We start from the raw sequence: 24007 nt of genomic DNA on the forward strand, positions 1-24007 counted from the left end.
CCGCTCCGTACTGCTGGAGCGGTGGCCGCGGCCGGTGCCGGTGCCGGTGCCGGTGAACGTCAACCGGCCTCGGAGGCCGTCTCCTTGCCCGTCCGGACCGGTACGGTGGCAGGGTCTTCGGACTCCGCCGCCCCGGGCTCCCTGGACTCCGCCGCCTCAGGCGTCCCGGACTCCGCCCCCTCGGGCTTCTTCAGCTCCGCCTTCCCCTTCCTCGGCTCCGCCTCCGGCTCGTCGTCATCCAGTTGGACCACGATCTCGCCGTCGAGGACCTTCTTCGCCCGCTCCCTGTCCAGGGCGCCTTCCCAGCGGGAGACCGCGAAGACGGCGACGCAGTTGCCGAGCAGGTTGGTGACGACCCGCATCGAGTCCATGATGCGGTCCACGCCGAGCAGCAGTGCTACGGCTCCGGCCGGGATCGCGCCCAGCGAGGAGGCGGTCGCGGACAGGGCGAGGAACGCCGAACCGGGGATGCCCGCCATGCCCTTGCTGGTCAGCATCAGCACCAGGACGACGGTGATCTGCTGGCTGAGGCTGAGGTCCACCCCGACGGCCTGGGCGATGAACAGCGTGCCGATGGACAGGTAGAGCGAGGCGCCGTCGAGGTTGAACGAGTAGCCCGTCGGCAGCACCAGGCCCACTGCGTCGTCGCGGGCGCCCGCCTTGCGCAACTTCTGCATCACACGCGGCAGAACCGACTCGGTGGAGGCGGTGCCGAGCGCGAGCAGCATCTCCTCGCGAATGTAGCGCAGGAACTTCCAGAGGCTGAGCCCCGTGACCACCTTCAGGGCGACGGCCAGCAGCGCGATGAAGAGTGCGGCGGCTGCGTAGCACAGGATGATCAGCTTGCCGTACGTCTCGATGACACCGAGGCCGTAGTTGCCGATCAGGACGGCCATCGCGCCGAACACGGCGATCGGGGCCAGCCGCATGACGAAGCCGACGATCGAGAAGATGATCTCCTGGGCCTGCTCGATGGCCGGCAGCACCTGCGGCACCTTGGTGTGGCCGAGGTGCAGCAGCGCGGCACCCACCAGACAGGCCAGGATGAGCACCTGGAGCAGGGAGTTCTCGGCGAAGGCGCCGATGAAAGAGGTCGGAATCGCCTCCAGGGCGAACTCCGTCGTCGACGGCAGATGCCCGCCGCCCGTCTTCGCGTCGACCGCCGAGGCGTCGAGCGTGGACGGGTCCACGTGCATGCCCGAGCCGGGCTGGACCACGTTGGCGGCGAGCAGGCCGATGACCAGCGCGAGCGTACTCGCGACCTCGAACCAGATCAGGGCCTTCAGCCCGATCCGGCCGAACGCCTTCAGGTCACCGGCCTTGGCGATGCCGACGACGACCACACAGAACACGAGCGGCGAGATGATCGTCTTGATGAGCCGGATGAAGCCGTCGCCGAGCGGCTGGAGATCCGCGGCGAAAGAGGGCCACAGCTTCCCGACGACGATGCCGAGCACGAGCGCGCAGGCGACCTGCGCGAAGAGAGAGGTACGCAGTGTGCGTGCGACGCGTCGCGGCAGGGACGGTTCGGACGGCGGCACGGGAACTCCTTGGGGACGGCGGTACGCGGAAGCCCCCAGGGACGGCTGGGACTTCTGCCATACGGAAAGCGGATTCCGTGCCGATCACTTTGAAGGTGATGTTGTTCCCGCACAAGACCCCTGTGTTGCATCCGTGTAAATCGCCCCGCGAGTGACGCATCGCACACACCTGGCCTCAGCAGCCGCTGCGATCCTCGGTGAGCACCCCTTGGACGCTGGTGAGAGACCGGTCGTAGCAGCCGCGCGAGCCGTACAGCCGGTAGCGCTCACTCGTCGTGCCGACCGCCTGCCGCTGGTCGCGTGGCACGTTCAACGTCCATGCGGCGTCGCCCTCGACGGTGTCGTCGAGCCGCGACCACGCGATCCGTCGCCCGGCCTGGGTCACCGCGACCGTGGCACGGTCACCGAGGGTCAGCACCGTGCGCAGCCGGTCGCCCGCGTCGATCGTGACGGAGCCGTCCATCGTGTACGTCCGCTGCGTGCGGGTCGTGCGCGCCGGTCCGCGTCCGTCGACGGTGACCGACTGGCCGTCGGTCCAGGCGGCGTCGAGGGTGTCCTGGTTCTCTCCGTCCGTCCAGCGGTGCGCGGAGGTGTTCGTGAGCGACCGGCTGACGGTGGTCGCCACCCGGCCGTGCGAGGTGTCGAGGTATCCGGCGACCGTCAGCCGGTGACTACCCTCGGTGTCCACCCGGTGCTCCGAACCGGGCGTGTAGGTGGAGGAGTTGGCGAGGTCCCCGACCTGGTGCCTCGTGAGCTTCCCGGTGACGTGCTCGCTCCGCGCGTCCTGCCAGACGAGGACGTTCACGGGCGCGCTCCAGCCGCTCTGCCCCTCGGGTACGCCGACGACGGAGACCTCGACGCGGTGCGGGCGGCCGTCGTTGAGGAGGCCGGCGAACGGCGTGAGGTCGTATTCGATCGGCTTGACGTCGAAGGCGCGCGGCCCCGGAGTGACGTACCAGAGGAAGGGGTTGGACCAGCCGCCCGTCCACACGTGCGGGAACGGTGCGGCGATTCCGGCGAGCCGGCCGTCGACCTTGATCTGCACCTCACGGTAGGGACCGCCGCCGGCCTTGCAGGAGTAGGGCGCCGGGTCCGGAGCCGACAGGTACCAGAACTCCTCGCAACCACCACCGGAACCGGTGGCGTACACCTCGGCGACGACGCGTTCGCTGTTGCGCGGGGTGGTGAGTGTGCCGTCCTGGAGGGTGAGGACGCGGTCGGGAGCCGCGGTGGAACGGCCGGGAGTCGAGGCAGGGTGGCCGGGAGCCGACACGGACCGGGCGGCGTAGAACGTCAGCGTGACCTTGACGTCGATGATGCCGGTGTAGGTGTCGTCGACGACGTTCCCGATGAGCATCTCGACGTCCTGGCCGCGGCGGAAGGTGTCGCTGTAGCGCGTGACGTCCTTCTCCACGGACCACTCGATGCCGTCGGGTGACGGCTCCGGCGTCGACGTGCGGAAGATCTCGACCCCACCGACGTGCAGATAGCCGAGCCGGTCGTACTGGCGCCCCTTGACCTTGCCGTCCATCCGCAGCACGACCTTGCTCCAGCCGTCACCACAGCCGACGGGCGGTGTGTACGCGCCCTTGTACGGCGTGAAGTCGCGGAACTGCGCCTCGGCGAGCGTGACTTGGCAGGACTTGCCGGAGGGCTTGGCGACGGGCGGGGCGGCGGTGATGGGGTCGTGCCAGTCGGTACCGAACTCGGCGGGCACATCGGCCGATTGGGCAGGGGTCGCCCCGAGCAGCGAACTCGCCAGAAGGGTCACTCCTGCGAGCATGGACATGACGATCCGTCTCTTCATGGCCCGTGTTCTACGGGGAGTCGGGCCTTGGCCGCAATGAGGCCTCCCGCGTCAACGCGACCGTTTCAGGTCGGCCCTGTCCCCCATGACCACCACGGGATGCCGATCCGGATCGAGTGTGCGCAGCAGGTACTCCATGGCCGATTCGGACAGACTGACGCAGGCCGACGTGCCACTGCCGTGGTCCATGTGCAGCCAGATGCCACCGCCCTTGCCCTCGCCCTCGGGACGAGTGGGGTCGTTGGGCGGGGTGCCCTTGACGCGGTTGTAGTCGATGGCGATGACGTAGTCGAAGTCGTGCCAGTACGACTTCGCCCACCAGCGCGGCGCCGCGAAGGCGGCCGACCGTGTGTAGGGCAGCTTCGTCCCGGGGTTCTCCCGTACGCCGCCCGCGTCGCTCAGCGTGAACACACCGACGGGGCTTCGGTCGTCGCCCTCGTGGTGGTCGGTCGCCCAGCCCTTCTTGCCGTTGTGCGCGGGCCAGCTACGGACGCGGTCCCAGGTGGATCCCTGCTTGGCGTAGAGCACGACCGTGGACTTCGCGGAGTCCTTGCCGTCGCCGTACACCGCCACGACCTGGCGGGAGTCGGCGGGGATGTGCCGCTGCCATCGGTCACCGACGCCCGGGATGCGCGTCGGATCCAGCGTGGCGGCCGGGCGCGTGGGCGCGCCCTTGCCGACGTCCGCCCTGCCTCCGCGCTCCGCGCCACCACACGCGGTCACAGTCATGAGGGCCGTCAAGGACACCAGAACCGTCAGGGACCTCAGAGCTCTCAAAGTCCTCAGAGTCGTCAAAGTCCTCAAGACCGTCAGGGGGACCCTGGGGTCGACCTCGCGCACCTAGCGCACCTCCCACGCCGCACTCCGCGTGCTCCGCCGTTCCACATCGGTCCATGGTGGCACCGCGCGTGGGGCGGCGGCCGGAGCGACCGCGCCAAAGCGGCAGCCGGATCTGTACGGCGGCGCGGAAAACCGTTTGCGCCCGGCCACGCTGCGACGCGAACCTGTCACGGTTTGCTGCCGCCGTGCGCTGCCCCGTCTCCGCGCATCGGCACCCACCCACACCCCGTTTCCCTCCCTGATCCCCCCACTGACACGAGCCACTGGGACGTCATGCAGATTCAAGACCTTCCGTATCCCGATCCAGGTGTGCCGGACGCGCGCTCGGGTCCCCGATTCCTGTGGTGGCTCTTCAGGAACCAGGTGGGCGGACAGCTCAAATCCCTGGCCTGGGGGCTGCTGCACTTCCTGTCCGTCTCCGCGCTGCCGTTCTGCGTGGGCGTCGCCGTGCAGGCCGTCGTCGACCGCTCCGGCACACGACTCGCCCTCGCGGGCGGGCTCCTGGTTCTGTGCTGCGCCGGGAACGCGCTCGGTGACACCTTCCTGCACCGCACCGCCGTCACCAACTGGATCACCGCCGCCGCCCGCGTCCAGCAGGTGCTGGCCCGCAAGACCGCGCAGCTGGGCTCGGCCCTGACCCGGCGCGTCGCGGCCGGCGAGGTCGTGGCCGTCTCCACGGGTGACGTCGAGAAGATCGGCTGGTTCGTCGAGGCCTGGTCACGCTTCACGGCCGCGGCCGTCACTCTGGTGGTGGTCTGCGTCGGCCTGGTCGTCTACCAGCCGGCGCTGGGTGTGATCGTCGCCGTGGGCCTGCCCGTGCTGGCGGTCGCCGTGCTGCCGCTGCTGCCCCGGGCGACACGGCGGGCCGACTTCCAGCGTGAGAAGGCGGGCCGCGCCACCGAGCTGGCCTCCGACACGGTCGCCGGGCTGCGCGTCCTGCGCGGTATCGGCGGCGAGGAGCTCTTCCTGGACCGCTACCGCCGCGCCTCCCAGGAGGTACGCCATGCGGCCGTGCGCAGCGCCCGGATGTGGGCCCTGATCTCGGCGATCCAGGTACTGCTGCCGGGGCTGCTGCTGATCGCGGTGGTCTGGCACGGCGTCCATCTGGCCCGCCAGGGCCGCGTCACCGTCGGCGAACTGGTCACCGTCTACAGCTCGATCATGATCCTCACCTATCCGCTCAGGCACTTCGAAGAGATCGCGATGGCCTACTCCTTCTCCCGGCCCTCGGCCCGGCGGGCCGCGCGCGTACTGGCGCTGGAACGGGTCACCGACACCGCCGGATCACGCGACGGGTCCGAGGTGCCCTCCGGCGATCTGTACGACCCGGCGACCGGGCTGCTCGCCCCCGCCGGCCTGCTCACCGCCGTGGTGTGCGGCGACCCGGACGCGGCGGGGCGGCTGGCCGAACGGCTGGGCGGACACCCCTCGGAGGAGGGCGCCTCGGTGCTCCTGGGCGGCGTCCCGCTCGACGAGTTGCCGCTCGACCGCGCCCGCACGGCCGTCCTCGTGCAGGACAAGGACCCGGTGCTGCTCTCCGGCACCCTGCGCGAACTGTTCGACGTGCCCAGGTCCGGCGACGTCGGTGCCGAGCGGGCACTGGCGGCGGCGCAGTGCGAGGACGTCCTGGCCGCGCTGGTCCAGGGGTCGCTCGACGCCGAGGACCCGATGGACGCCCGGATCACCGAACGCGGCCGGTCCCTCTCCGGCGGCCAGCGCCAGCGCCTCGCGCTCGCCCGGTCGCTGACGACGGACCCGCAGGTGCTCGTCCTGGACGAACCGACCTCAGCCGTCGACTCGCACACGGAGGCCCGGATCGCCGAGGGCGTACGGGATCTGCGGGAGGGACGCACGACGGTGGTGTTCACCTCGTCGCCCCTGCTCCTGGACCGCGCCGACCGTGTCGTGCTCGTCCACGAGGGCGAGGTCGCGGCGGTCGGCCTGCATCGCGAACTGGTGCACGACGAACCGCGGTACCGCGCCGTGGTGACCCGGGAGACCGATGACGAGGCGGCCCTCGACGCCGCGCTGCACGAGAGCGATGCGGTGGCCGAAGGCGCCGGGTCCGCCCTCAACCGTGGACTGAAGGAACTGCAAGAGATCGAGGAGTCAGCATGATCGGCGCCGCGCCACCGGCGTACGACCCGGCAGCCCCGACGACGGCGAACACCCTGCCCGTCGGCGCCCCGGAGACCGTACGCGCCTACGTGGTCGAGTTGTTCCGTCGGCACCGCCGTGCCTTCCTGCTGCTCATCGCCGTCAACACGCTCGCCGTGGTGGCCTCGATGGCGGGGCCCTGGCTGCTGGGCGCACTGGTGGAACGGGTGTCGGACGGCGCCGGCGAGCGAGAGCTCCATCTGGAACTCACCGTCGGCCTGTTCGTGACCGCCCTGGTCGTCCAGGCGGTGTTCGTACGGCAGGTGCGGCTGCGGGGCGCGATGCTCGGCGAGCGGATGCTGGCCGATCTGCGCGAGGACTTCCTGATCCGGTCGGTCGGGCTGCCGCCCGGCGTCCTGGAGCGGGCCGGCACCGGCGACCTGCTGTCCCGGATCACGACGGACATCGACCGGCTGGCCAACGCGATGCGCGAGGCCGTGCCCCAGCTGGCGATCGGCGTGGTGTGGGCGGCCCTGCTGCTGGGCGGCCTCATCATCACGGCGCCGCCGCTCGCGGCCGCCGTGCTGCTCGCCGTGCCGCTGCTCGTGTCGGGCTGCCGCTGGTACTTCAAGCGTGCCCCGGCCGCCTACCGCTCGGAGGCCGCCGGATACGCCGCCGTGGCCGCCGCACTCGCCGAGACCGTGGACGCGGGGCGCACCGTCGAGGCCCACCGCCTCGGCGCGCGCCGGGTGGAGCTCTCGGAGCTGCGGATCAAGCAGTGGACGGCGTGGGAGCGCTACACGCTGTGGCTGCGGTCGGTGCTCTTCCCGGTCATCAACGTCACCCATGTGACCGTGCTCGCCTCCGTTCTGATGATCGGCGGGGTGTTCGTCCTGAACGGCTGGATCGGGGTCGGCCAGCTGACGACGGGTGCGCTGATCGCACAGATGCTGGTGGATCCCGTCGGGCTCATCCTTCGCTGGTACGACGAGCTCCAGGTGGCCCAGGTGTCCCTGGCCCGGCTGGTCGGGGTCCGGGACATCGAGCCCGACGCCGGCGACAGCCAGCTGGCGCCCGACGGCCGCGACGTGCACGCCGACCGGGTGCACTTCGGCTACCTGGAGGGCGTCGACGTGCTGCGCAAGGTCTCCCTGGAGGTCGCCCCCGGCACCCGGCTGGCGCTGGTCGGCCCTTCGGGAGCGGGCAAGTCCACGCTGGGCCGGCTGCTCGCCGGCATCTACGCGCCCCGGGACGGCCGAATCACCCTCGGTGGCGCCGAACTGTCCCGGATGACCGCCGAGCGGGTCCGCTCGCATGTGGCCCTGGTCAACCAGGAACACCACGTGTTCGTGGGCTCCCTGCGGGACAACCTGCTGCTGGCCCGCACCGACGCGACCGACGCCGAGCTGTGGGCGGCGCTGGGCGCGGTCGACGCGGACGCGTGGGCCCGTGCCCTCGACGACGGCCTGGACACCGAGGTCGGCTCGGGCGGGTTTGCCCTGACCCCGGCGCAGGCCCAGCAGATCGCCCTGGCCCGTCTGGTCCTGGCCGACCCGCACACCCTGGTCCTGGACGAGGCGACCTCGCTCCTCGACCCCCGCGCGGCCCGTCACCTGGAGCGATCCCTGGCCCGCGTCCTCGACGGCCGCACCGTGGTCGCCATCGCCCACCGCCTCCACACCGCCCACGACGCGGACGTCATCGCCGTCGTCGACAACGGCCGGATCAGCGAGCTGGGCAGTCACGACGAGCTGGTCCGGGCGGACGGGGCCTACGCGGCGCTGTGGCGGTCGTGGCATGGGTGAGCGGAGCCGAAGGCGCGGTGGGCCGGGGTCGCCGGGAGCCTCGGCCGGGCGCGTCGGAGGCACGGTCGGCCAAGGCCGGGGCGCTCGCAGGCCATGACCGCACGCGCGGTGGGCAGTGGCGTCTTGCCACGGCCGACCTGAGCCGAGGGCAGGTCGGCTGCGGGCCCCGGGAGCCGGGGGCAGGCGCCGCCCGCCCGCCTGCGGGCCCGGACGAGAGCCGGGACGAGGGGACAGGACCGGCCACGTCGGCAGCACGGTCACTCGAAGGCGGGAACACCTTGGCGGCCATGGCCCGGAGCGCGGCTCGGCACGGCCGGAGACCCTGCTGTGGGCGATCGGGGCGTTGATACACCCTGCGCCAGGCCGGGGACGGGGAAGGGCACGGGGTCGGGGACGGGGACGGGGAAGGGCACAGGGGCGGGGACGGGGAAGGGGACGGACCTGGCCTCGGACAAAGGTGGACCCGACCGGGGGCAGCGGTGCCCCCGGCCGTCCTGACCCGGCACGACGGGCCTTATCCGAGGGTGGATCCGAGGCCGGATCCGGGCCTGGGGAGCCGGAGCACTCGCCGCCGCCCCGTGCTGTCGTACCAGAGCGCACCCGTGCCGTTGCGCCGGGGCGAAAAGGGGTGGAAGGCTGGATAGCGGCACCGGTTCGGGGAGCACCCGCGAACCACGCGGTTCGCGCCGTATGCGGCCTGTGCCCCGCGCTACGGCGGCCCGGCGCCGACCGCGGTGAGTCCGGGCCCGTCCCCATCACCTGGAGGTACCCGTGAACAGCGCCGACGGATGGGGTGACGACGTCTACCAGCCCGACGCATCCGATCAACGTGAGGACACAGGGCTGCTCGACGCGGAGGACACCCTGGAGAACGACGGCGTCGACGACCCCCTGGACCGGGGCTGGTCCCCTCCGGACAGACCGTTGGCGGTGGAGCACAGCGGTGTCACGGCCGCCGAGCGCCACCAGGGCGAGACCCTCGACCAGCGGCTCGCCGAGGAGCAGCCCGACCTCGCCGCCCCAGACGGCGACGGCCTCGGCGACGCCGACGGCACCGACGGGGAACTCCTCGACAACGAGGTCGGCGCCCTGCGCTCCGGCCGCCTCGTGGCACCCGACGAAGGCGCCCACGAGGACGAGGAGAGCGCCCTCGTCGCGACGGACGTGGGCATCGACGGCGCGGCGGCGTCCGCCGAGGAGGCCGCCATGCACATCGTCGATGAGGACGCCCTGTCCGGCTGACCCCGACGGTCCTGGTACGGCTGGTCCCCGCAGCCCCTGTGCCGCAGTCCCCACGCCTTCGGCCGAACACCGTCGGCCCTTGCCGGTACCCGCCATCAAGGCCCCGCACACGAGGAGCTCGTATGCAGCAGGACAAGCACCCCGACTACCACGAGGTCGTCTTCCGCGACCGCGCCGCGGGCTACGCCTTCCTGACCCGGTCCACGGCGACCAGCGACCTGACCATCGAGTGGGACGACGGCAGGACCTACCCGGTCGTGGACGTCGAGATCTCCTCGGAGAGCCACCCCTTCTACACGGGCAAGGCCCGAACAGTGGACACCGAGGGCCGCGTCGCGGCCTTCGAGCGGCGCTTCGGCCGCGGGGCTGGACAGGGCGGCTGATCCGGGGAACGGACCGGAGCCCCCGGACGTCGCCCGGGTGCCCCGCGCCGTCGGCGGGCCACCGGCGTGCGCATCACCGGCACGCCGGCGTGGAGTCCGCCACTCGTTCAGATCACGTTGAGCGCCGCAGCGCAGCCCACTCCGCCCAGCACCATGAACACCGGCATCAGCACCTTGAGCTCGACCCAGCTGCCTGCACGGAACCGCATGGCCTTGGGCGGACCGAGCGGGTACCAACGCTTGCGGCCGACCGGGATCGGCCACAGGATCGGGCAGCCGGACACCGTCAGCGCGTCCCCGATGTCGTGCACCAGCGCGCCCAGCACGATCGGCAGTCCCAGCCACAGATACTCCTGGCCCGGCGCCGTGAACAGCCAGTCCGAGCCGTTGCCCGGCTTGTCCAGCACGCCCGCGAGGATCCACGCGCTGGTCGCGGCCAGCAGCCAGACCAGGACATCGGCGCTGGAACCCCGGGTCGCGCGCCACAGCAGGCCCTCGATGGCCAGCACCATGTGCGCGAACAGGATCGCCAGCACCGCCCAACGGCCACCGGTGATCGCCAGGACCGAGGCACCACCGCCGATCATGACGGCCCAGAGCCAGGTGTGCGTGAGCGTGCGGTGCCCACCGGAGCGACGCGGGTCGCCCTGCTTCTTCGTCGCCTTGTAGACGGCGTACGACAGCTTGTCGACGATCTCGCACAGCCAGCGCGACAGCGGTCCGAAGGCCCGCGAGATGGTGGCCGCCTTGTGATCGAGGTCCGGGGCCAGGGCGGCTCCGGCGCAGATCAGCGCGCCTGCGAGGAGGACCGGCCAGGGCATTCCGTGCCCGGCAGCGGCGGCCGCCGCTCCGACGCCGAGCCAGGCGGCAGCCCCCGACAGTGAGTGTGCTGGTCCCATCATTGCCGTTGCCCGCCCCATTCCTCGTGTGCCGCTGTCCAGTTGACCGGGTTCGCTGACGTGTCGTCGGCGACACAGCGTAGCGTTCGCGATCTTCGTGCTCGCATCCGATTCCCCTGTGAGGGAGGAGGGCAGGCAAGATGGGTGGGTGACCCTCATCGATCAGCTGCCACCGAACGCCGACCCCGACGCCCTCTACGAAGCCTTCGAGTCGTGGGCCGAGGAGCGCGGCCTCACGCTCTACCCCCACCAGGAGGAGGCGCTGATCGAGGTGGTGTCCGGGGCGAACGTGATCGTGTCGACCCCCACCGGCTCCGGAAAGAGCATGATCGCCGCTGGCGCGCACTTCGCCGCGCTGGCCCGGGACGAGGTCACCTTCTACACCGCTCCCATCAAGGCGCTGGTCTCGGAGAAGTTCTTCGAGCTGTGCAAGATCTTCGGCACCGAGAATGTCGGCATGCTGACCGGTGACGCGTCCGTCAACGCCGACGCCCCCGTCATCTGCTGTACCGCCGAGGTGCTCGCGTCGATCGCGCTGCGCGACGGCAAGGACGCGGACGTCGGCCAGGTCGTCATGGACGAGTTCCACTTCTACGCGGAGGGTGACCGCGGCTGGGCCTGGCAGATCCCGATCCTGGAGCTGCCGCAGGCGCAGTTCATCCTGATGTCGGCCACGCTCGGCGACGTCTCGATGTTCGAGAACGACCTCACCCGGCGCACCGGCCGCCCGACGTCGGTGGTCCGCTCGGCCACCCGCCCCGTGCCGCTGTCCTACGAGTACAAGTTCACCCCGCTCACCGAGACCCTGACCGAACTGCTGGAGACCAAGCAGGCACCGGTCTACATCGTGCACTTCACTCAGGCTCAGGCCGTGGAGCGGGCACAGGCGCTGATGAGCATCAACATGTGTTCGCGCGAGGAGAAGGACCAGATCGCCGAGCTGATCGGCAACTTCCGCTTCACCACCAAGTTCGGCCGCAACCTCTCCCGTTACGTACGGCACGGCATCGGCGTGCATCACGCCGGCATGCTGCCGAAGTACCGGCGCCTGGTGGAGAAGCTTGCGCAGGCCGGTCTGCTGAAGGTCATCTGCGGCACCGACACGCTCGGCGTGGGCGTCAATGTTCCGATCCGCACGGTGCTGTTCACGGCGCTGACCAAGTACGACGGCAACCGCGTCCGCACGCTGCGCGCCCGCGAGTTCCACCAGATCGCCGGCCGCGCCGGGCGAGCCGGCTTCGACACGGCGGGCTTCGTCGTGGCCCAGGCGCCCGAGCACGTCATCGAGAACGAGAAGGCACTCGCCAAGGCCGGAGACGACCCGAAGAAGCGCCGCAAGGTCGTCCGCAAGAAGGCACCCGAAGGCTTCGTCGCCTGGACGGAGAACACCTTCGAGAAGCTCATCGCCTCCGAACCGGAGCCGCTGACCTCCCGCTTCCGAGTGACGCACACCATGCTGCTGTCGGTGATCGCCCGACCCGGCAACGCCTTCGAGGCGATGCGGCACCTGCTGGAGGACAACCACGAGCCGCGCAAGCAGCAACTGCGGCACATCCGGCGCGCGATCGCGATCTACCGCTCGCTGCTGGACGGCGGCATCGTCGAGAAGCTCGACGAGCCCGACGCCACGGGCCGCATCGTCCGCCTCACCGTCGATCTCCAGCAGGACTTCGCGCTCAACCAGCCGCTGTCGACCTTCGCGCTGGCCGCGTTCGAGCTGCTGGACCCGGAGTCGCCGTCCTACGCACTGGACATGGTGTCCGTCGTCGAGTCCACCCTGGACGACCCCCGGCAGATCCTCGTCGCCCAGCTGAACAAGGCGAAGGGCGAGGCCGTCGCCGCGATGAAGGCGGACGGCGTCGAGTACGAGGAGCGCATGGAGCGCCTCCAGGACATCAGTTACCCCAAGCCGCTGGAGGAGCTCCTCTTCCACGCGTACGACACATACCGCAAGAGCCATCCCTGGGTCGGCGACCACCCGCTGTCGCCGAAGTCCGTGATCCGCGACATGTACGAACGGGCGATGTCCTTCACGGAGTTGGTGTCCTTCTACGAACTGGCCCGCACCGAGGGCATCGTGCTGCGCTACCTCGCCGGCGCCTACAAGACGCTCGACCACAACATCCCGGACGACCTCAAGTCCGACGATCTGCAGGACCTGATCGAGTGGCTCGGCGAGATGGTGCGCCAGGTCGACTCCAGCCTGCTCGACGAGTGGGAGCAGCTCGCCAACCCGGAGGAGATGACGGCCGAGGAGGCCCAGGAGAAGGCCGACGAGGTCAAGCCGGTCACCACCAACGCGCGTGCCTTCCGCGTCCTCGTCCGCAACGCCATGTTCCGCCGCGTCGAACTCGCCGCGCTCGACCAGGTCGACGAGCTGGGCGAAATGGACGCCGAGGCAGGCTGGGACGCAGATGCCTGGGGCGAGGCGATGGACAAGTACTGGGACGAGTACGAGGACCTCGGCACCGGCCCCGACGCCCGCGGCCCGAAGCTGCTGGTGATCGAGGAGGAACCGGCGAACCGTCTGTGGCGGGTCCGCCAGATCTTCGACGACCCGAACAACGACCACGACTGGGGCGTCAGCGCGGAGGTCGACCTCGCCGCCTCCGACGCGGAGGGCCGCGCGGTGGTCCGCGTCACCGACGTGGGCCAGCTGTGAGCGCTGTGAACACAGGAGAATCTCACCCATGACGACGAACCCGGCCGAGAGGCTCGTCGATCTGCTCGACCTGGAGCAGATCGAGGTCAACATCTTCCGTGGCCGCAGCCCGCAGGAGTCCCTCCAGCGGGTCTTCGGCGGCCAGGTGGCGGGCCAGGCGCTGGTCGCCGCCGCGCGCACCACGGAGGGCGACCGTCCGGTGCACTCGCTGCACGCGTACTTCCTGCGCCCGGGGCGGCCGGGCGTGCCGATCGTGTACCAGGTCGAACGGGTGCGGGACGGCAGGTCGTTCACGACCCGCCGGGTCACCGCCGTACAACAGGGCCGCACGATCTTCAATCTCACCGCCTCCTTCCACAAGCCTGAACAGGGGAGCTTCGAGCACCAGCTGCCGCCGGGCCGTAAGGTCCCGGACCCGGAGTCGCTGCCGACGGTCACCGATGAGATCCGGGAGCATCTGGGCGCGCTGCCGGAGCAGTTGGAGCGGATGGCGCGCCGTCAGCCCTTCGACATCCGCTATGTGGACCGGCTGCGCTGGTCCGCTGAGGAGGTCAAGGACGCGGAGCCGCGCAGCGCGGTGTGGATGCGCGCGGTCGGGCCGCTCGGCGACGACCCGGTGGTCCACACCTGCGCGCTGACCTACGCCAGTGACATGACCCTTCTGGACGCCGTGCGCATCCCGGTCGAGCCGCTGTGGGGCCCGCGGAGCTTCGACATCGCGTCGCTGGACCACGCGATGTGGTTCCACCGGCCTTTCCGTGCGGACGAGTGGTTCCTGTACGACCAGGAGTCGCCGATCGCGACCGGCGGAAGGGGCCTCGCCCGTGGGCGGATCTACGACCTGGAGGGACGGCTGCTGGTGTCCGTCGTCCAGGAGGGGTTGTTCAGGTCGCTGTAGCCCGGCGGGTTCTGCGACGGAGCCGGCTCAGGAGGCCGCGTGGCGGTTGTGAGTCCTCAGGCCGCGTCGGCTCGTCAGGCTGCCGAGGCTCCTCGGGCTGCCCCGGCTCCTCGGTCCGGGGCGGTCCGAAAGTCCTTGAATGGGCCGGGACCGGCGCCCGTTTCGCCGTGGGGCGCGGCGCGGGGCGCCTTTCGCGTGCCTCCTCCAGAACCGCCGCCAGGTCGGCCCGCAGCAGGCTGATCTCATCCGGGTCGTCCGCCGTCATGAGCCTCTCGGCGATGAGGGAGGCGGGCGAACCCGGCGCGCCGGATGCCGGTGGCCCTGGCCGGAAGCGGTTCAGATGGGAACGCTCATAGGGGTCGGGGACGATCTCCGCGACCTGGACGGGGTCGAGGAAGGCGGCCATGGCGCCGGCGCTCTCCCATGGGTCTTCGGCCAGTCGCAGCAGGAATCCCCGGTGGCGTCCACGCCAGTTGCGCGGCCGCAGGTCCACGCCCGCGTCCAGCAGGCCGCGCGGCCCTTCGGGCATACGCCGGGCGGTCAGCAGCGGCGCGTTCTTCTCGTCGGCGGCGAACTGCTTCAGCTCCTCGGCCAGATACAGCCAGACCACGGCTCGGTAGCGGTTGAGGTACCACTTCACCGGCACCACGACGCCCAGGCGCGCGAGGCGCGTGAACCTGCCGGCCGGCACGTTCATGACGTCCGCGCCCTCCGTCGTGCCCACCACCCGCACGCGGTCCAGCAACGCCTCGGAAACCCCGTCCCCCGTACGCAGCCGATCGATCTCGGACCGTGGGACGCGCCTGCCCCCGCCGCCTTCGTCGGGCACGGTCCGAATGAGTCCTAGGTGGACCGCGAGGTCCAACTCGCCTCGCTTCAGTCCCAGCTCCCGGGCGGCTCGACTGGGTGTGAAGGCAAGGGGGTGGTGCGGGTGGTGCGGCGTCGTGATGGTGTCGGCTGACATGGTCGGTCTCCCCCGTGGAGTCGGTGACTCACGCTCTGTGCGCTCGCCGTGACAAAACCGTAGCCGCTGCGCCGGATCTGGTGGCGGGCCTGTGGATAACTCCACGAGAGATGACGAACCAGCAGGTCAGAGGTCTGTGAGCGATGTCCGTTCGGGCTGTCGGGCGTCCACGTCGAGGTGCTCACCGACCCGGTTGACGAGCAGGGTCATCTCGTAGGCGATCTGGCCGATGTCTGCTTCCGCACCGCTGAGTACACACAGACAGCTGCCGGTGCCCGCCGCGGTGACGAACAGCACGGCGTCGTCGAACTCGACCATCGTCTGGCGGACTCTGCCCGCGCCGAAGTGCCGTCCCGAGCCCTTGGCCAGGCTGTGCAGTCCGGACGAGACGGCGGCGAGGTGCTCGGCGTCCTCGCGTCGCAGCCCCGTGCTCGCACCCGTCACCAGACCGTCGTTGGACAGTACCAACGCGTGTCGCACATGATCGACGCGCTCTGTCAGGTCGTCCAGGAGCCAGCCAAGTCCCTGGTTCTGCGCCATGATCCGGTCTCCCCGTGTAGATGTCTCCCCCTGCGCCGGAGGATCTCCTCGTCACCCTTCCCGACGATCCGGCCCACAAGCAAGGAGGATGAAGGGCATGGCGCAGAAGATGACCGATGAGGAATGGCGGGCGTTCGTCTCGCAGGGCACGCGCACCGCGAAGCTCTCGACCGTGCGAGCCGACGGGAGTCCGCATGTGACGCCGATCTGGTTCGTGCTCGACGGGGACGACCTGGTGTTCAGCACCGGCAAGTCGAGTGTGAAGGGCCGCAATCTGGCCCGTGACGGCCGGGTGGCGCTGTGCGTGGACGACGACCGGCCGCCGTACGGCTACGTGGTGGTGCGGGGCCGAGCCCGGATCTCGGAGGATCTCGAGGAGCTGAGGCACTGGGCCGGTCGCATCGGGGCCCGCTACATGGGCGAAGAGCGTGCGGAGGAGTTCGGGGCCCGCAACGGTGTTCCGGGGGAACTCCTCGTCCGCGTCTCGATCGACAAGGTACTGGCGGAGAGGGACGTCGCCGACTGACACCGGGCCGAGTCCGGGTCGGTCGGCACCAGGAACGACGGCGGACGAAGACCAGTCAGCCCACGGAGTCGAGCAGCCGGGCGGTGTGCATCCGCCCGGCGTACTCGACGAGTCGGATCAGTACTTCCTTCCCCGAATCGCGGTCCCGGGCGTCGCAGAGCACCACGGGGGTTCCCCGGTCCAGGTCGAGGGCGCGCGAGACGTCGTGCGCGCCGTACGCCCGGGCGCCCGAGAAGCAGTTGACGGCGACGACGAACGGGATGTGGCGGTGCTCGAAGTAGTCCACCGCCGGGAAGCAGGCCTCCAGGCGCCGGGTGTCCGCGAGGACCACGGCTCCCAGGGCTCCCTGCGACAGCTCGTCCCACAGGAACCAGAAGCGGTCCTGACCGGGGGTACCGAAGAGGTAGAGGGACAAGCCGGAGCGGATGGTGATGCGCCCGAAGTCCATGGCGACCGTCGTGGTGACCTTCTGGTTCACGCCGTCGGTGTCGTCCACCAGCTGCCCGGCTTCACTGAGCAGTTCCTCGGTGCGCAGCGGCCTGATCTCACTGACCGCGCCCACCAGGGTGGTCTTGCCCACGCCGAATCCACCGGCGACAAGGATCTTCAACGCCAGGGCGGCGGTGTCGCCGTCGGGGGCGTCGGGGTGCTCGGAGACCATCGATCACTTCTCTCGGGAGTGCCGGCATCGGTCGACGTCACGGTGCGAAGTCAGCATCATGACAACTACGGCTGCCTTTCGTGGGGTTGGACCGCTTTTGGCTGGTTCTGAAAGGTCGTCTACAGGGCCCGCAATCCTTCGATCACCTCGCGCAGAATCCGTTCGTCAGGAAGCTGCGCGGGCGGGACGGGACGGCTGACGGTGACGCGGCCCAGTTCCAGCAGATCGCCCAGGAGCACCCTGACGACCCCCACGGGCAGATCCGCGCCCGCGGCGAGTTCCGCGACGGACTGCGTCTCCGGTCGGCAGAGCTCGACAAGGGCCCGGTGTTCCGGCCCGAGCGCGATGTCGTCGTCGGCATCGGGCGCGGCCGCGTCCAGGGTGACAAGGGCGATCAGATCGAACCGCACCCCGGTGGGGCCGGGTTGGGTGCGTCCGCCCGTCATGGCGTACGGGCGGACGAGGGGCCCGGCCTCGCTGTCGTACCACTGGCCGCCCTGCTCGCGCGGGTCGGCCGTCGTGTCATCGGTCATGTGCGGGGACCGTCCTTCCGGCTCATCCCGCGGCGGGCGGCCGGGCGGCGGCGCGCGGCGGCGCGTGGAGGTGCTCGCCGACGCGCTTGACCAGGCGTGCCATCTCGTACGCCACCAGTCCGATGTCGGCCGTCACTGCGGTGAGGACGGCGAGACAGGAGCCGTCGCCCGCTGCCGCCACGAACAGGAAGGCGTCGTCCATCTCGACCATGGTCTGACGCACCCCGCCGGCGCCGAAGTGCCGGCCCGTTCCCTTGGCCAGACTGTGGAAGCCGGAGGCCACCGCGGCGAGGTGCTCGGCGTCCTCACGGCGCAGGCCGGTCGACGCGCCCACGGCGAGCCCGTCGTTGGACAGCACCACGGCGTGCCGCACCTCACTCACCCGCACCACCAGGTCGTCCAGCAGCCAGTCGAGTTCACCGGACCGCTGGGCGGCCCTCATGCTCGGATCCTGGATCATGCGAGGTCTCCTTCGCTGCTGTCGCTGTGCGCTGTGGAATCGGGCGTGCCACCTCGGCCGGGCTGCCTGCCGCCGCCGCGCGTCCAGCCGTCGCGGTAGGCCGCCATGCGGTCCCTGACGAGTTCGGGGGTGCGCTGGTCGTCGTCGCGGGAGGCGGCCGTTCCCGGCGGCTCCTCGTGTCGCCCCTCGCGCAGTTGGGGGGCGAGGCTCGCCTGCCGCACGCGGCGTGGGAGGTCGTCGGAGGCTTCGGAGCCGTCCGGAGGGCGGTGCAGTCGCAAGGTGGTGACTCCGGGGGGTGGGGTGTCGGTCTGGGTCTCCGCCCCGGCCGGTGCGGGCGCCACCAGTGCGGGCCGGTCGGCGACGGCGTGCACGGACTCCTGGCGCCGGTCCGTGACGACTGGAACGGACTCCTGACGCCGGTCCGTGACGACTTGCACGGACTCCTGGTGCCGATCGGCGGCGGGCACGCGCGCGTAGTCGCGCTCGGCGGACCGGTCGGAGTCCGCCACCTTCTCGCCGGAACGTTCCACCGGAGTGCCGTGCAGCAACGCCGTGGGCAGCAGGACGACGGCGGTGGTGCCGCCGTAGGGCGAGGTGCGCAGATGCACCTTGATGCCGTGCCGGGACGCGAGCCTGCTGACCACGAAGAGGCCGAGCCGATCGCTGTCGAACAGGTCGAGCGCCTCGGACTGTTCGATGCGCCGGTTGGCCTCTGCCAGTGTCTCCTTGCCCATGCCGAGGCCCCGGTCCTCGACCTCGACCGCGTAACCGTTGCCGACGGGCTCGCCGGTGACGCGCACACACGTGTGGGGAGGCGAGAACTGGGCCGCGTTCTCGATGATCTCGGCCAGGAGGTGGGTGAGGTCGGCGACGGCCGCGCCGATGACGGCCGCTTCGGGGAGCTGCCGTACCTCCACGCGCGCGTAGTCCTCGACTTCGGAGACGGCCGCGCGGACCACGTTGGTCAGGGAGACCGGCATCCGCCAGGCCCTACCGGGCGCCGCCCCGGAGAGGATGATCAGGCTCTCCGCGTGGCGTCGCATGCGGGTGGTGAGGTGGTCCAGCCGGAAGAGGTCGCTGAGTTCGTTCGGGTCGTCGGAACGCCGCTCCATGCTGTCCAGCAGACTGAGTTGGCGGTGCACCAGGACCTGGCTGCGCCGAGCGAGGTTGACGAAGACGCCGGAGATGCCGCTGGCGAGCTCGGCACGCTCCACGGCGGCACGCAGTGCGGCACGGTGGACGGTGCCCAGGGCCTCGCCGACCTGACCGGTCTCGTCCTCGGCGGGCGGTCCGGGCGGCGCCTCGGCCCGGACGTCGATCTCCTCACCGGCGCGCAGTCTCCGCATGGCCTCGGGGAGCTTGCGCCGGGCGATCTCCAGGGCGCTGTTGCGCAGGCTCACCAGCTCGACGACTAGGCCACGGCCGATGCGTACGGAGATCACCAGCGAGGCGGCGACAGCGGCGAGACCGAAGAGGACGGCGGCCCCGGCCGGGGTGACCAGACCGCGGGTGAACGGGTCGGCGCGATCCGCGACGTCCCGCCCGGCGTCCACCTCGATGGTCCGCATCGCGTCCTGCACGCGCGCGTGTGCCTTGCTCCAGGTGGTTTCCGACGCGGCGTCGATCGCTCGTACGCCCGGTGCGGTGGCGAGGACCTTGTCCTCGACGGCGCCCACGGCCTCGTAGTCGCCGCCGCCGGCGAGGCTCTGCCAGGCAGCGCGTTCCGGGCCTCGCAGGTCGGCCACTGCGGACTCGGTGAGCGTACGGCGGGTGTCGACGGCGCCGGTGAACAGCCGCAACCGCTCTCCGTCGAGGCGCCCGGCGAGGCGTGCGCTGTCCAGCATCACGTCCTCCTGGGCCAACGCCTCGCCCGCGCGGGCGAATTCGAGCAGCACGCGCGCGTCGGAGCCGAGTTCGGCGTCCTGGATACCGGTGAGGGCACTGCCCACCGAGAACGCGCTCGCGATGGTCCTCGTGTACCGCCCGTACGCCTCGTCCCAGCCCGAGCGACGGTCGAGCACGGCACCGCGTACGGTGCTGAGCTGCTCGGCGCCGGTGACGAAGGCCTCCAGTCGCCGGGCCACTTCGGCGGGGAGTTCCTCGCCCTCGGCGACGGTGTTGCGGTCGCCGAGGCGTAGCCGGGCCACCGCCTTGTCGGTGTCCTGCGAGAGCTTCCTGTACTCGTCGCTCCGGCCGGCGGACGGGTCGGTCGCACAGCGCACCGCGGCCTCGCGTTCTGCCTGGAGGGCCGCCACGGCCGCCGCCGCGGGTGCCCTGATCCCGGCATCCACGCGCTGCAACTGGCGCAGCCTGGAGACGTCCTGCGCGGTGGTGACGGTGGCGTAGGCCCACAGGGCCAGCAGTGAGACGACCGGCACCATCAGCAGGCAGACGATCTTGGCGCGCACGGTGCGCGGCCGCATGCGCCAGCGCCCCACGCGCGTGGGTGTGTCCTGCGGAGCTGCGCCCGAGGGCTCTCGCGGACCCTCGTCGGCCGGCGGTCCTGCATGGGCGCGGCGGCCGCGTACAGGGGGCGGGGACGGCGTCTCGGCGCCGTCTGCGGTGGTCCTACGGGGTGTACGCATGGCCTCCTCGCTCGGAAGTGGTTCGGGGGCGTGCTGTTCCGGGCCGTCGCGGGTCCGGATCCGCCGCTAGCCGGCGACGCTCTCGACCGATCCCTGGGCCGACGCGGATGCCGCGCGCTCCCCCGTGGTGGGCGACAGTGCGACGAAGGCCGAGGTCAGGAAGAGATAGGACCCGAGGCCGACGGCGAGGGGGAAGATGAACTGCATCGCCGTGGCCCCGGGCAGGACCGCGCCGGCGGGTGTGACCTCCACGCTGACCGCGAACATCCCGGTGTAGTGCATGCTGCTGACCGCCGCGCCCATGATCAGGGAGGCGATGGTGACGGCCACGGGCGACTGGATGTTGAGCGCCGCCCACAGGGCCGCCGTGGCCGCGAGGACGGCGATCAGGACGGAGAGTCCGACGAGTGCGGGGTCGTAGTCGACGTCGCCGTGGAGTCGCACCGCGGCCATGCCCAGGTAGTGCATGCTCGCGACGCCGAGCCCGGTGGTGAGCCCGCCGAGGCAGAGCGCGCGGGTCCGGTCACGGCTGTACCCGACGGCGAAGACGCCGCCGCAGACGACGACCATGGCGACGAGGAGGCTCACGATGGTGAGCGGCACGTCGTAGCGGATGTCGGTGCCGCTGACGCTGAAGCCCAGCATGGCCACGAAGTGCATGGTCCAGATGCCGGTGCCGATGGCCGAGGCGGCGGTGATGAGCCAGTTGCGGCGCGACCGGCCGGTTGCGCCGAGCGCGCGGACGGTGCAGCGCAGCCCCAGCGCGGCGCCTATGCACGCCATCACGTACGACAGCACGGGGGTCAGCCAGCCGAGGGCGGCGTGGTCCAGGTGTCCCATGGCTCCGGGACGCTAGCCGGGGCAGGGGCGCGCGGAGGGGGCGCATTTCGAAAGCTGTTGGAATATGACACAGAGATGCAGCGGAACGATCGCGTCACGCTCGAACGTGTGCACAGCGGCGTCATCCGTGCCGGTGAGGGATCATGCGGAACATGAGCGACGACCACACGCGTGTACAGGAGTTCTTCACGGCCCGCGCCGCCGACTGGGACAGCCGGTTTCCCGACGACGGACCCGCCTACGCCGCCGCGGTCGCCGAGCTCGGGCTGCGCGAGGGGGACCGCGTCCTCGACGCGGGTTGTGGCACCGGGCGCGCCCTGCCGTCGCTGCGTGCCGCTGTGGGGCCCTCGGGAGTGGTTCTCGGGGCCGATCTGACCCCGGCCATGCTGGAGGCCGCCGCACAGGCCGGACGCGGCGTCGACGGGCAGTTGCTGCTCGCCGACGTGGCCGCGCTGCCGTTGCGGGCGGAGTCGCTCGACGCGGTGTTCGCGGCCGGTCTCATCGCGCACCTGCCCCATCCCGCCGAGAACCTGCGGGAGTTGGCCCGCGTGGTGCGCCGCGGCGGCACACTCGCTCTGTTCCACCCGATCGGCAGGGCGGCACTCGCGGCACGTCACGGCCGGCAGATCACCCCGGGCGACCTGCGGGCCGAGCCCAACCTCCGGCCGCTGCTGGGCGGTTCCGGGTGGCGCATGACGTCGTACGTCGACGAGGACGACCGCTTCCTGGCACTGGCCGCACGGAAGTTCTGACGTCTCAGCACTGCCCGGCGACGGCCGCGACGAAGGCGTCCGGGTTGTCGAGCATGACGTTGTGCCCGGCACCGGGCACGGTCACCACGCACACACCAGCCGCCTCCAGAGCCTGCCTGCCCAGGAGTTCTCCGCTGAGCTCGCCCTGAAGGAACACGCGATCGATCGGCAGTCCTTCGAGGATTTCCCGCATGATCGGCTCGGAACCGCGTCGCAGCCCCACGGCACTGCGGTGCAGGGCGCGCGGGTCGGCCAGCCGCATGGTCGCCGCCCAGAGCGGCCCGACCGCGTCCAGCACGCGCGCGTACGCCCCGCCGACGAACTCCTCCTCCTCGTAGGCCGTGATCCATGCACTGCCCGCGGCGGGCGGCGGCGAGGCGTCGAGGTTGGCCTCGGTGAGGACCAGCCGGGAGACGAGGTCGGGCCGACGATGGGCCAGCACGAGGGCGACGGAACCGCCCATGCTGTGCGCGATCAGCTCTGTGCCGCCCTCCCCCGCCGCGTCCAGGGCCGCCGCCAGGGCGTCGGCGTGGTCCTCCAGCCGGTACCCGAAGCCCTCGGGCCGGTCACTGATGCCGTGGCCCGGCAGGTCGACGAACAGGCTCCGTCGACCCGCGAGTTCCGGCCGGGCGGCGATGTGGGCGTGGTACACGGAGGCGATCGACCCCAGACCGTGCACGTACACGCGCGCGGGTCCCGCTCCCGGTGTTTGCGTCCAGCGGATACAGCTGCCCTTGCCGTCGAACTCGGCCTGCCTCATCGCGTCCTCCCGTGGAGCCTTGTCGGTCCCGCGCCGCGCCCGCCGCGAGAGCGGCCACCGCTTGCCAGCCCTTCGACTATATACATCGGTTCCGATGTATCAAGACTTCGATGTACTTCATCTTGGATGTACACCCGCTGTGAGCGAGAATGTGGCCATGCTGGAGCTCGCCATCCTCGGATTCCTCTACGAAACCCCGCTCCACGGCTATGAGCTGCGCAAACGCCTCACAGCGCTGACGGGGCACGTGAAGCCGGTCGCCGAGGGCACGCTGTACCCCGCGATCAAACGGCTGGAGAAGGCGGGTCTGCTCGCCCGTGCCACGGAACCCGGCTCGGTGGCCGCTCCGCGTCATGTCCTGACGCCGACCGAAGCGGGCCGCCAGGACCTGCGCCGCCGGCTCGCCGAGCCCGACCCGCGCGACATCAGCGACGAGAACCGGTGGTTCACACTGCTCGCCTTCCTGCGGCACCTGGACGATCCGGCCGCCCAGTCCGCTGTACTGAGGCGTCGGCTGGCCTTCCTCGAAGAGCCCGCGAGCTTCTTCTACGACGGAGACCGGCCGCTGCCCGCGGAGGAGCTGGACGACCCCTTCCGACGCGGCATCCTGACCATCGCGCGGGCCACGTCGCGGACCGAACTCGCCTGGCTGCACGAGACGATCGCCTCACTCGAGGAGTGACCACACGCGCGTGCCGGCCGGCAGCTCCCCTTGTGCCGCCGAGACTTCAACTCCACGTTGAATAATGGAAGATGGACGATCAGTCGGATCAGCCACACAGGGGGAAGGCGGCCAGCATGTGGGACAGGGTGCGCAAGTCGTGGGCGAGGCTTCTCGGTTCCTCGCGCACGGAGGAAGACGCCAACAGAGACCAGCACCGGCGCACGCACAAGGACAAGCGCCCGCACAATCTGTTCGAGGCCGCCGCCGTCTATGTGTCGGCCTGCGCGGAGGACGACCAGGAGCAGATCGACGAGGCAACCGGCTGGGTGTCTCCGGAGGCGCTGTCGTTCGGGGTGAGCGAGCTGGCGTGCCGGGCCGTCATCGCGCTCGCCCGGGAGCGCGACGAGTCACCGCAGACCGTCGCCCGCAGCCTCCTCGGGCTCCCGGCGGCCTGACACGACGGACGATCTCGGTCGATTCGCCCCGACCAGTCGGAAAGCTACAGCTCGGGTGTGCCGGGGAGTCGTGACAAGCGGCTTCCGCTCGCA

The 24007-nt window shown here is 70.9% G+C and carries 22 protein-coding genes; 10 read left to right on the forward strand and 12 right to left on the reverse strand.

What is annotated here, in order from left to right; translation table 11 throughout:
- Nucleotides 1-59: 59 nt before the first annotated feature.
- From ACFU95_RS09890 to ACFU95_RS09900, 3 genes are all read right to left on the reverse strand, one after another.
- Nucleotides 60-1541 (reverse strand): cation:dicarboxylate symporter family transporter, encoded by a 1482-nt coding sequence (locus ACFU95_RS09890; RefSeq protein ID WP_383824371.1) that lies wholly within the window; start codon nt 1539-1541, stop codon nt 60-62.
- Nucleotides 1542-1716: 175 nt separating this feature from the next.
- On the reverse strand, nt 1717-3348 hold the full coding sequence (locus ACFU95_RS09895) for a peptide-N4-asparagine amidase (RefSeq protein ID WP_383824374.1): 1632 nt from the start codon (nt 3346-3348) through the stop codon (nt 1717-1719).
- 51 nt (nt 3349-3399) lie between these two features.
- Complete coding sequence (locus ACFU95_RS09900) at nt 3400-4077, reverse strand: L,D-transpeptidase family protein (protein WP_383824377.1); 678 nt, start codon at nt 4075-4077, stop codon at nt 3400-3402.
- Between the two features lie 384 nt (nt 4078-4461).
- Between ACFU95_RS09900 and ACFU95_RS09905 the strand changes: the two genes are divergently transcribed.
- The 4 genes from ACFU95_RS09905 to ACFU95_RS09920 all read left to right on the forward strand — a co-directional run bounded on the left by ACFU95_RS09905 (nt 4462) and on the right by ACFU95_RS09920 (nt 9715).
- Nucleotides 4462-6306, forward strand: a complete 1845-nt coding sequence (locus tag ACFU95_RS09905) for an ABC transporter transmembrane domain-containing protein (protein ID WP_383824379.1) — start codon at nt 4462-4464, stop codon at nt 6304-6306.
- Nucleotides 6303-8090: an ABC transporter ATP-binding protein gene (locus tag ACFU95_RS09910; protein ID WP_383824382.1), complete on the forward strand. Its 1788-nt coding sequence runs from the start codon at nt 6303-6305 to the stop codon at nt 8088-8090. The genes ACFU95_RS09905 and ACFU95_RS09910 overlap by 4 nt, the downstream gene beginning before the upstream one ends.
- A 771-nt stretch (nt 8091-8861) precedes the next feature.
- On the forward strand, nt 8862-9332 hold the full coding sequence (locus tag ACFU95_RS09915; RefSeq protein ID WP_383824385.1) for a DUF5709 domain-containing protein: 471 nt from the start codon (nt 8862-8864) through the stop codon (nt 9330-9332).
- Nucleotides 9333-9454: 122 nt separating this feature from the next.
- Nucleotides 9455-9715: a type B 50S ribosomal protein L31 gene (locus tag ACFU95_RS09920; RefSeq protein WP_383824388.1), complete on the forward strand. Its 261-nt coding sequence runs from the start codon at nt 9455-9457 to the stop codon at nt 9713-9715.
- Between the two features lie 107 nt (nt 9716-9822).
- Here the strand turns inward: ACFU95_RS09920 and ACFU95_RS09925 are convergent, their stop codons facing one another.
- Entirely contained in the window at nt 9823-10617 is a 795-nt protein-coding gene (locus ACFU95_RS09925; RefSeq protein ID WP_383824391.1) for a metal-dependent hydrolase, read from the reverse strand.
- Nucleotides 10618-10762: 145 nt separating this feature from the next.
- On the opposite strand from ACFU95_RS09925, the gene ACFU95_RS09930 reads away from it, so the two are divergent.
- Together ACFU95_RS09930 and ACFU95_RS09935 are read left to right on the forward strand one after the other, a co-directional pair.
- Nucleotides 10763-13276 (forward strand): DEAD/DEAH box helicase, encoded by a 2514-nt coding sequence (locus tag ACFU95_RS09930; protein WP_383824394.1) that lies wholly within the window; start codon nt 10763-10765, stop codon nt 13274-13276.
- Between the two features lie 28 nt (nt 13277-13304).
- Nucleotides 13305-14174, forward strand: a complete 870-nt coding sequence (locus ACFU95_RS09935; protein ID WP_383824397.1) for an acyl-CoA thioesterase — start codon at nt 13305-13307, stop codon at nt 14172-14174.
- On the opposite strand, the gene ACFU95_RS09940 is transcribed toward ACFU95_RS09935, so the two are convergent.
- On the reverse strand, nt 14161-15138 hold the full coding sequence (locus ACFU95_RS09940; RefSeq protein WP_383824400.1) for a DUF6397 family protein: 978 nt from the start codon (nt 15136-15138) through the stop codon (nt 14161-14163). The genes ACFU95_RS09935 and ACFU95_RS09940 overlap by 14 nt on opposite strands.
- A gap of 126 nt (nt 15139-15264) precedes the next feature.
- Nucleotides 15265-15678, reverse strand: coding sequence for a roadblock/LC7 domain-containing protein (locus ACFU95_RS09945; protein ID WP_048580428.1), 414 nt, complete (start codon nt 15676-15678; stop codon nt 15265-15267).
- Between the two features lie 97 nt (nt 15679-15775).
- On the opposite strand from ACFU95_RS09945, the gene ACFU95_RS09950 reads away from it, so the two are divergent.
- Nucleotides 15776-16204 (forward strand): PPOX class F420-dependent oxidoreductase, encoded by a 429-nt coding sequence (locus ACFU95_RS09950; RefSeq protein ID WP_383824404.1) that lies wholly within the window; start codon nt 15776-15778, stop codon nt 16202-16204.
- Between the two features lie 55 nt (nt 16205-16259).
- Here the strand turns inward: ACFU95_RS09950 and ACFU95_RS09955 are convergent, their stop codons facing one another.
- From ACFU95_RS09955 to ACFU95_RS09975, 5 genes are all read right to left on the reverse strand, one after another.
- Complete coding sequence (locus ACFU95_RS09955; RefSeq protein WP_383824407.1) at nt 16260-16865, reverse strand: ATP/GTP-binding protein; 606 nt, start codon at nt 16863-16865, stop codon at nt 16260-16262.
- Between the two features lie 119 nt (nt 16866-16984).
- A complete protein-coding gene (locus ACFU95_RS09960) occupies nt 16985-17398 on the reverse strand; it encodes a DUF742 domain-containing protein (RefSeq protein WP_383824410.1) in 414 nt (137 codons plus the stop codon).
- A 22-nt stretch (nt 17399-17420) separates the two neighbouring features.
- Nucleotides 17421-17858, reverse strand: coding sequence for a roadblock/LC7 domain-containing protein (locus ACFU95_RS09965; RefSeq protein ID WP_383824413.1), 438 nt, complete (start codon nt 17856-17858; stop codon nt 17421-17423).
- A complete protein-coding gene (locus tag ACFU95_RS09970) occupies nt 17855-20443 on the reverse strand; it encodes a nitrate- and nitrite sensing domain-containing protein (RefSeq protein WP_383824416.1) in 2589 nt (862 codons plus the stop codon). The genes ACFU95_RS09965 and ACFU95_RS09970 overlap by 4 nt, the downstream gene beginning before the upstream one ends.
- A 66-nt stretch (nt 20444-20509) precedes the next feature.
- Entirely contained in the window at nt 20510-21283 is a 774-nt protein-coding gene (locus ACFU95_RS09975; RefSeq protein ID WP_383824418.1) for an MHYT domain-containing protein, read from the reverse strand.
- A gap of 152 nt (nt 21284-21435) precedes the next feature.
- Here ACFU95_RS09975 and ACFU95_RS09980 point away from each other — a divergent pair, with 152 nt between their 5' ends.
- Nucleotides 21436-22035: a class I SAM-dependent methyltransferase gene (locus ACFU95_RS09980; protein ID WP_383824421.1), complete on the forward strand. Its 600-nt coding sequence runs from the start codon at nt 21436-21438 to the stop codon at nt 22033-22035.
- Between the two features lie 4 nt (nt 22036-22039).
- Here the strand turns inward: ACFU95_RS09980 and ACFU95_RS09985 are convergent, their stop codons facing one another.
- The gene (locus ACFU95_RS09985; protein WP_383824423.1) at nt 22040-22795 is read right to left on the reverse strand and encodes an alpha/beta fold hydrolase; all 756 of its coding nucleotides are present in this window, start codon (nt 22793-22795) and stop codon (nt 22040-22042) included.
- 157 nt (nt 22796-22952) lie between these two features.
- On the opposite strand from ACFU95_RS09985, the gene ACFU95_RS09990 reads away from it, so the two are divergent.
- Together ACFU95_RS09990 and ACFU95_RS09995 are read left to right on the forward strand one after the other, a co-directional pair.
- Nucleotides 22953-23477: a PadR family transcriptional regulator gene (locus ACFU95_RS09990; RefSeq protein WP_383824983.1), complete on the forward strand. Its 525-nt coding sequence runs from the start codon at nt 22953-22955 to the stop codon at nt 23475-23477.
- Nucleotides 23478-23593: 116 nt separating this feature from the next.
- The gene (locus ACFU95_RS09995) at nt 23594-23914 is read left to right on the forward strand and encodes a hypothetical protein (protein ID WP_383824425.1); all 321 of its coding nucleotides are present in this window, start codon (nt 23594-23596) and stop codon (nt 23912-23914) included.
- Nucleotides 23915-24007 lie beyond the last annotated feature (93 nt).

Origin of the sequence: Streptomyces sp. NPDC057623 (assembly GCF_042800355.1) — a bacterium.
GTDB lineage: Bacteria > Actinomycetota > Actinomycetes > Streptomycetales > Streptomycetaceae > Streptomyces.

Excerpts from the sequence above, each read along its gene's own strand:
- ACFU95_RS09895 (WP_383824374.1), bottom strand. The coding sequence starts at position 3,348 with ATGAAGAGACGGATCGTCATGTCCATGCTCGCAGGAGTGACCCTTCTG.
- ACFU95_RS09900 (WP_383824377.1), bottom strand. The coding sequence starts at position 4,077 with ATGACTGTGACCGCGTGTGGTGGCGCGGAGCGCGGAGGCAGGGCGGAC.
- ACFU95_RS09905 (WP_383824379.1), top strand. The coding sequence starts at position 4,462 with ATGCAGATTCAAGACCTTCCGTATCCCGATCCAGGTGTGCCGGACGCG.
- ACFU95_RS09910 (WP_383824382.1), top strand. The coding sequence starts at position 6,303 with ATGATCGGCGCCGCGCCACCGGCGTACGACCCGGCAGCCCCGACGACG.
- ACFU95_RS09920 (WP_383824388.1), top strand. The coding sequence starts at position 9,455 with ATGCAGCAGGACAAGCACCCCGACTACCACGAGGTCGTCTTCCGCGAC.
- ACFU95_RS09925 (WP_383824391.1), bottom strand. The coding sequence starts at position 10,617 with ATGATGGGACCAGCACACTCACTGTCGGGGGCTGCCGCCTGGCTCGGC.
- ACFU95_RS09935 (WP_383824397.1), top strand. The coding sequence starts at position 13,305 with ATGACGACGAACCCGGCCGAGAGGCTCGTCGATCTGCTCGACCTGGAG.
- ACFU95_RS09940 (WP_383824400.1), bottom strand. The coding sequence starts at position 15,138 with ATGTCAGCCGACACCATCACGACGCCGCACCACCCGCACCACCCCCTT.
- ACFU95_RS09945 (WP_048580428.1), bottom strand. The coding sequence starts at position 15,678 with ATGGCGCAGAACCAGGGACTTGGCTGGCTCCTGGACGACCTGACAGAG.
- ACFU95_RS09950 (WP_383824404.1), top strand. The coding sequence starts at position 15,776 with ATGGCGCAGAAGATGACCGATGAGGAATGGCGGGCGTTCGTCTCGCAG.
- ACFU95_RS09955 (WP_383824407.1), bottom strand. The coding sequence starts at position 16,865 with ATGGTCTCCGAGCACCCCGACGCCCCCGACGGCGACACCGCCGCCCTG.
- ACFU95_RS09960 (WP_383824410.1), bottom strand. The coding sequence starts at position 17,398 with ATGACCGATGACACGACGGCCGACCCGCGCGAGCAGGGCGGCCAGTGG.
- ACFU95_RS09965 (WP_383824413.1), bottom strand. The coding sequence starts at position 17,858 with ATGATCCAGGATCCGAGCATGAGGGCCGCCCAGCGGTCCGGTGAACTC.
- ACFU95_RS09970 (WP_383824416.1), bottom strand. The coding sequence starts at position 20,443 with ATGCGTACACCCCGTAGGACCACCGCAGACGGCGCCGAGACGCCGTCC.
- ACFU95_RS09975 (WP_383824418.1), bottom strand. The coding sequence starts at position 21,283 with ATGGGACACCTGGACCACGCCGCCCTCGGCTGGCTGACCCCCGTGCTG.
- ACFU95_RS09980 (WP_383824421.1), top strand. The coding sequence starts at position 21,436 with ATGAGCGACGACCACACGCGTGTACAGGAGTTCTTCACGGCCCGCGCC.
- ACFU95_RS09985 (WP_383824423.1), bottom strand. The coding sequence starts at position 22,795 with ATGAGGCAGGCCGAGTTCGACGGCAAGGGCAGCTGTATCCGCTGGACG.
- ACFU95_RS09990 (WP_383824983.1), top strand. The coding sequence starts at position 22,953 with ATGCTGGAGCTCGCCATCCTCGGATTCCTCTACGAAACCCCGCTCCAC.
- ACFU95_RS09995 (WP_383824425.1), top strand. The coding sequence starts at position 23,594 with ATGTGGGACAGGGTGCGCAAGTCGTGGGCGAGGCTTCTCGGTTCCTCG.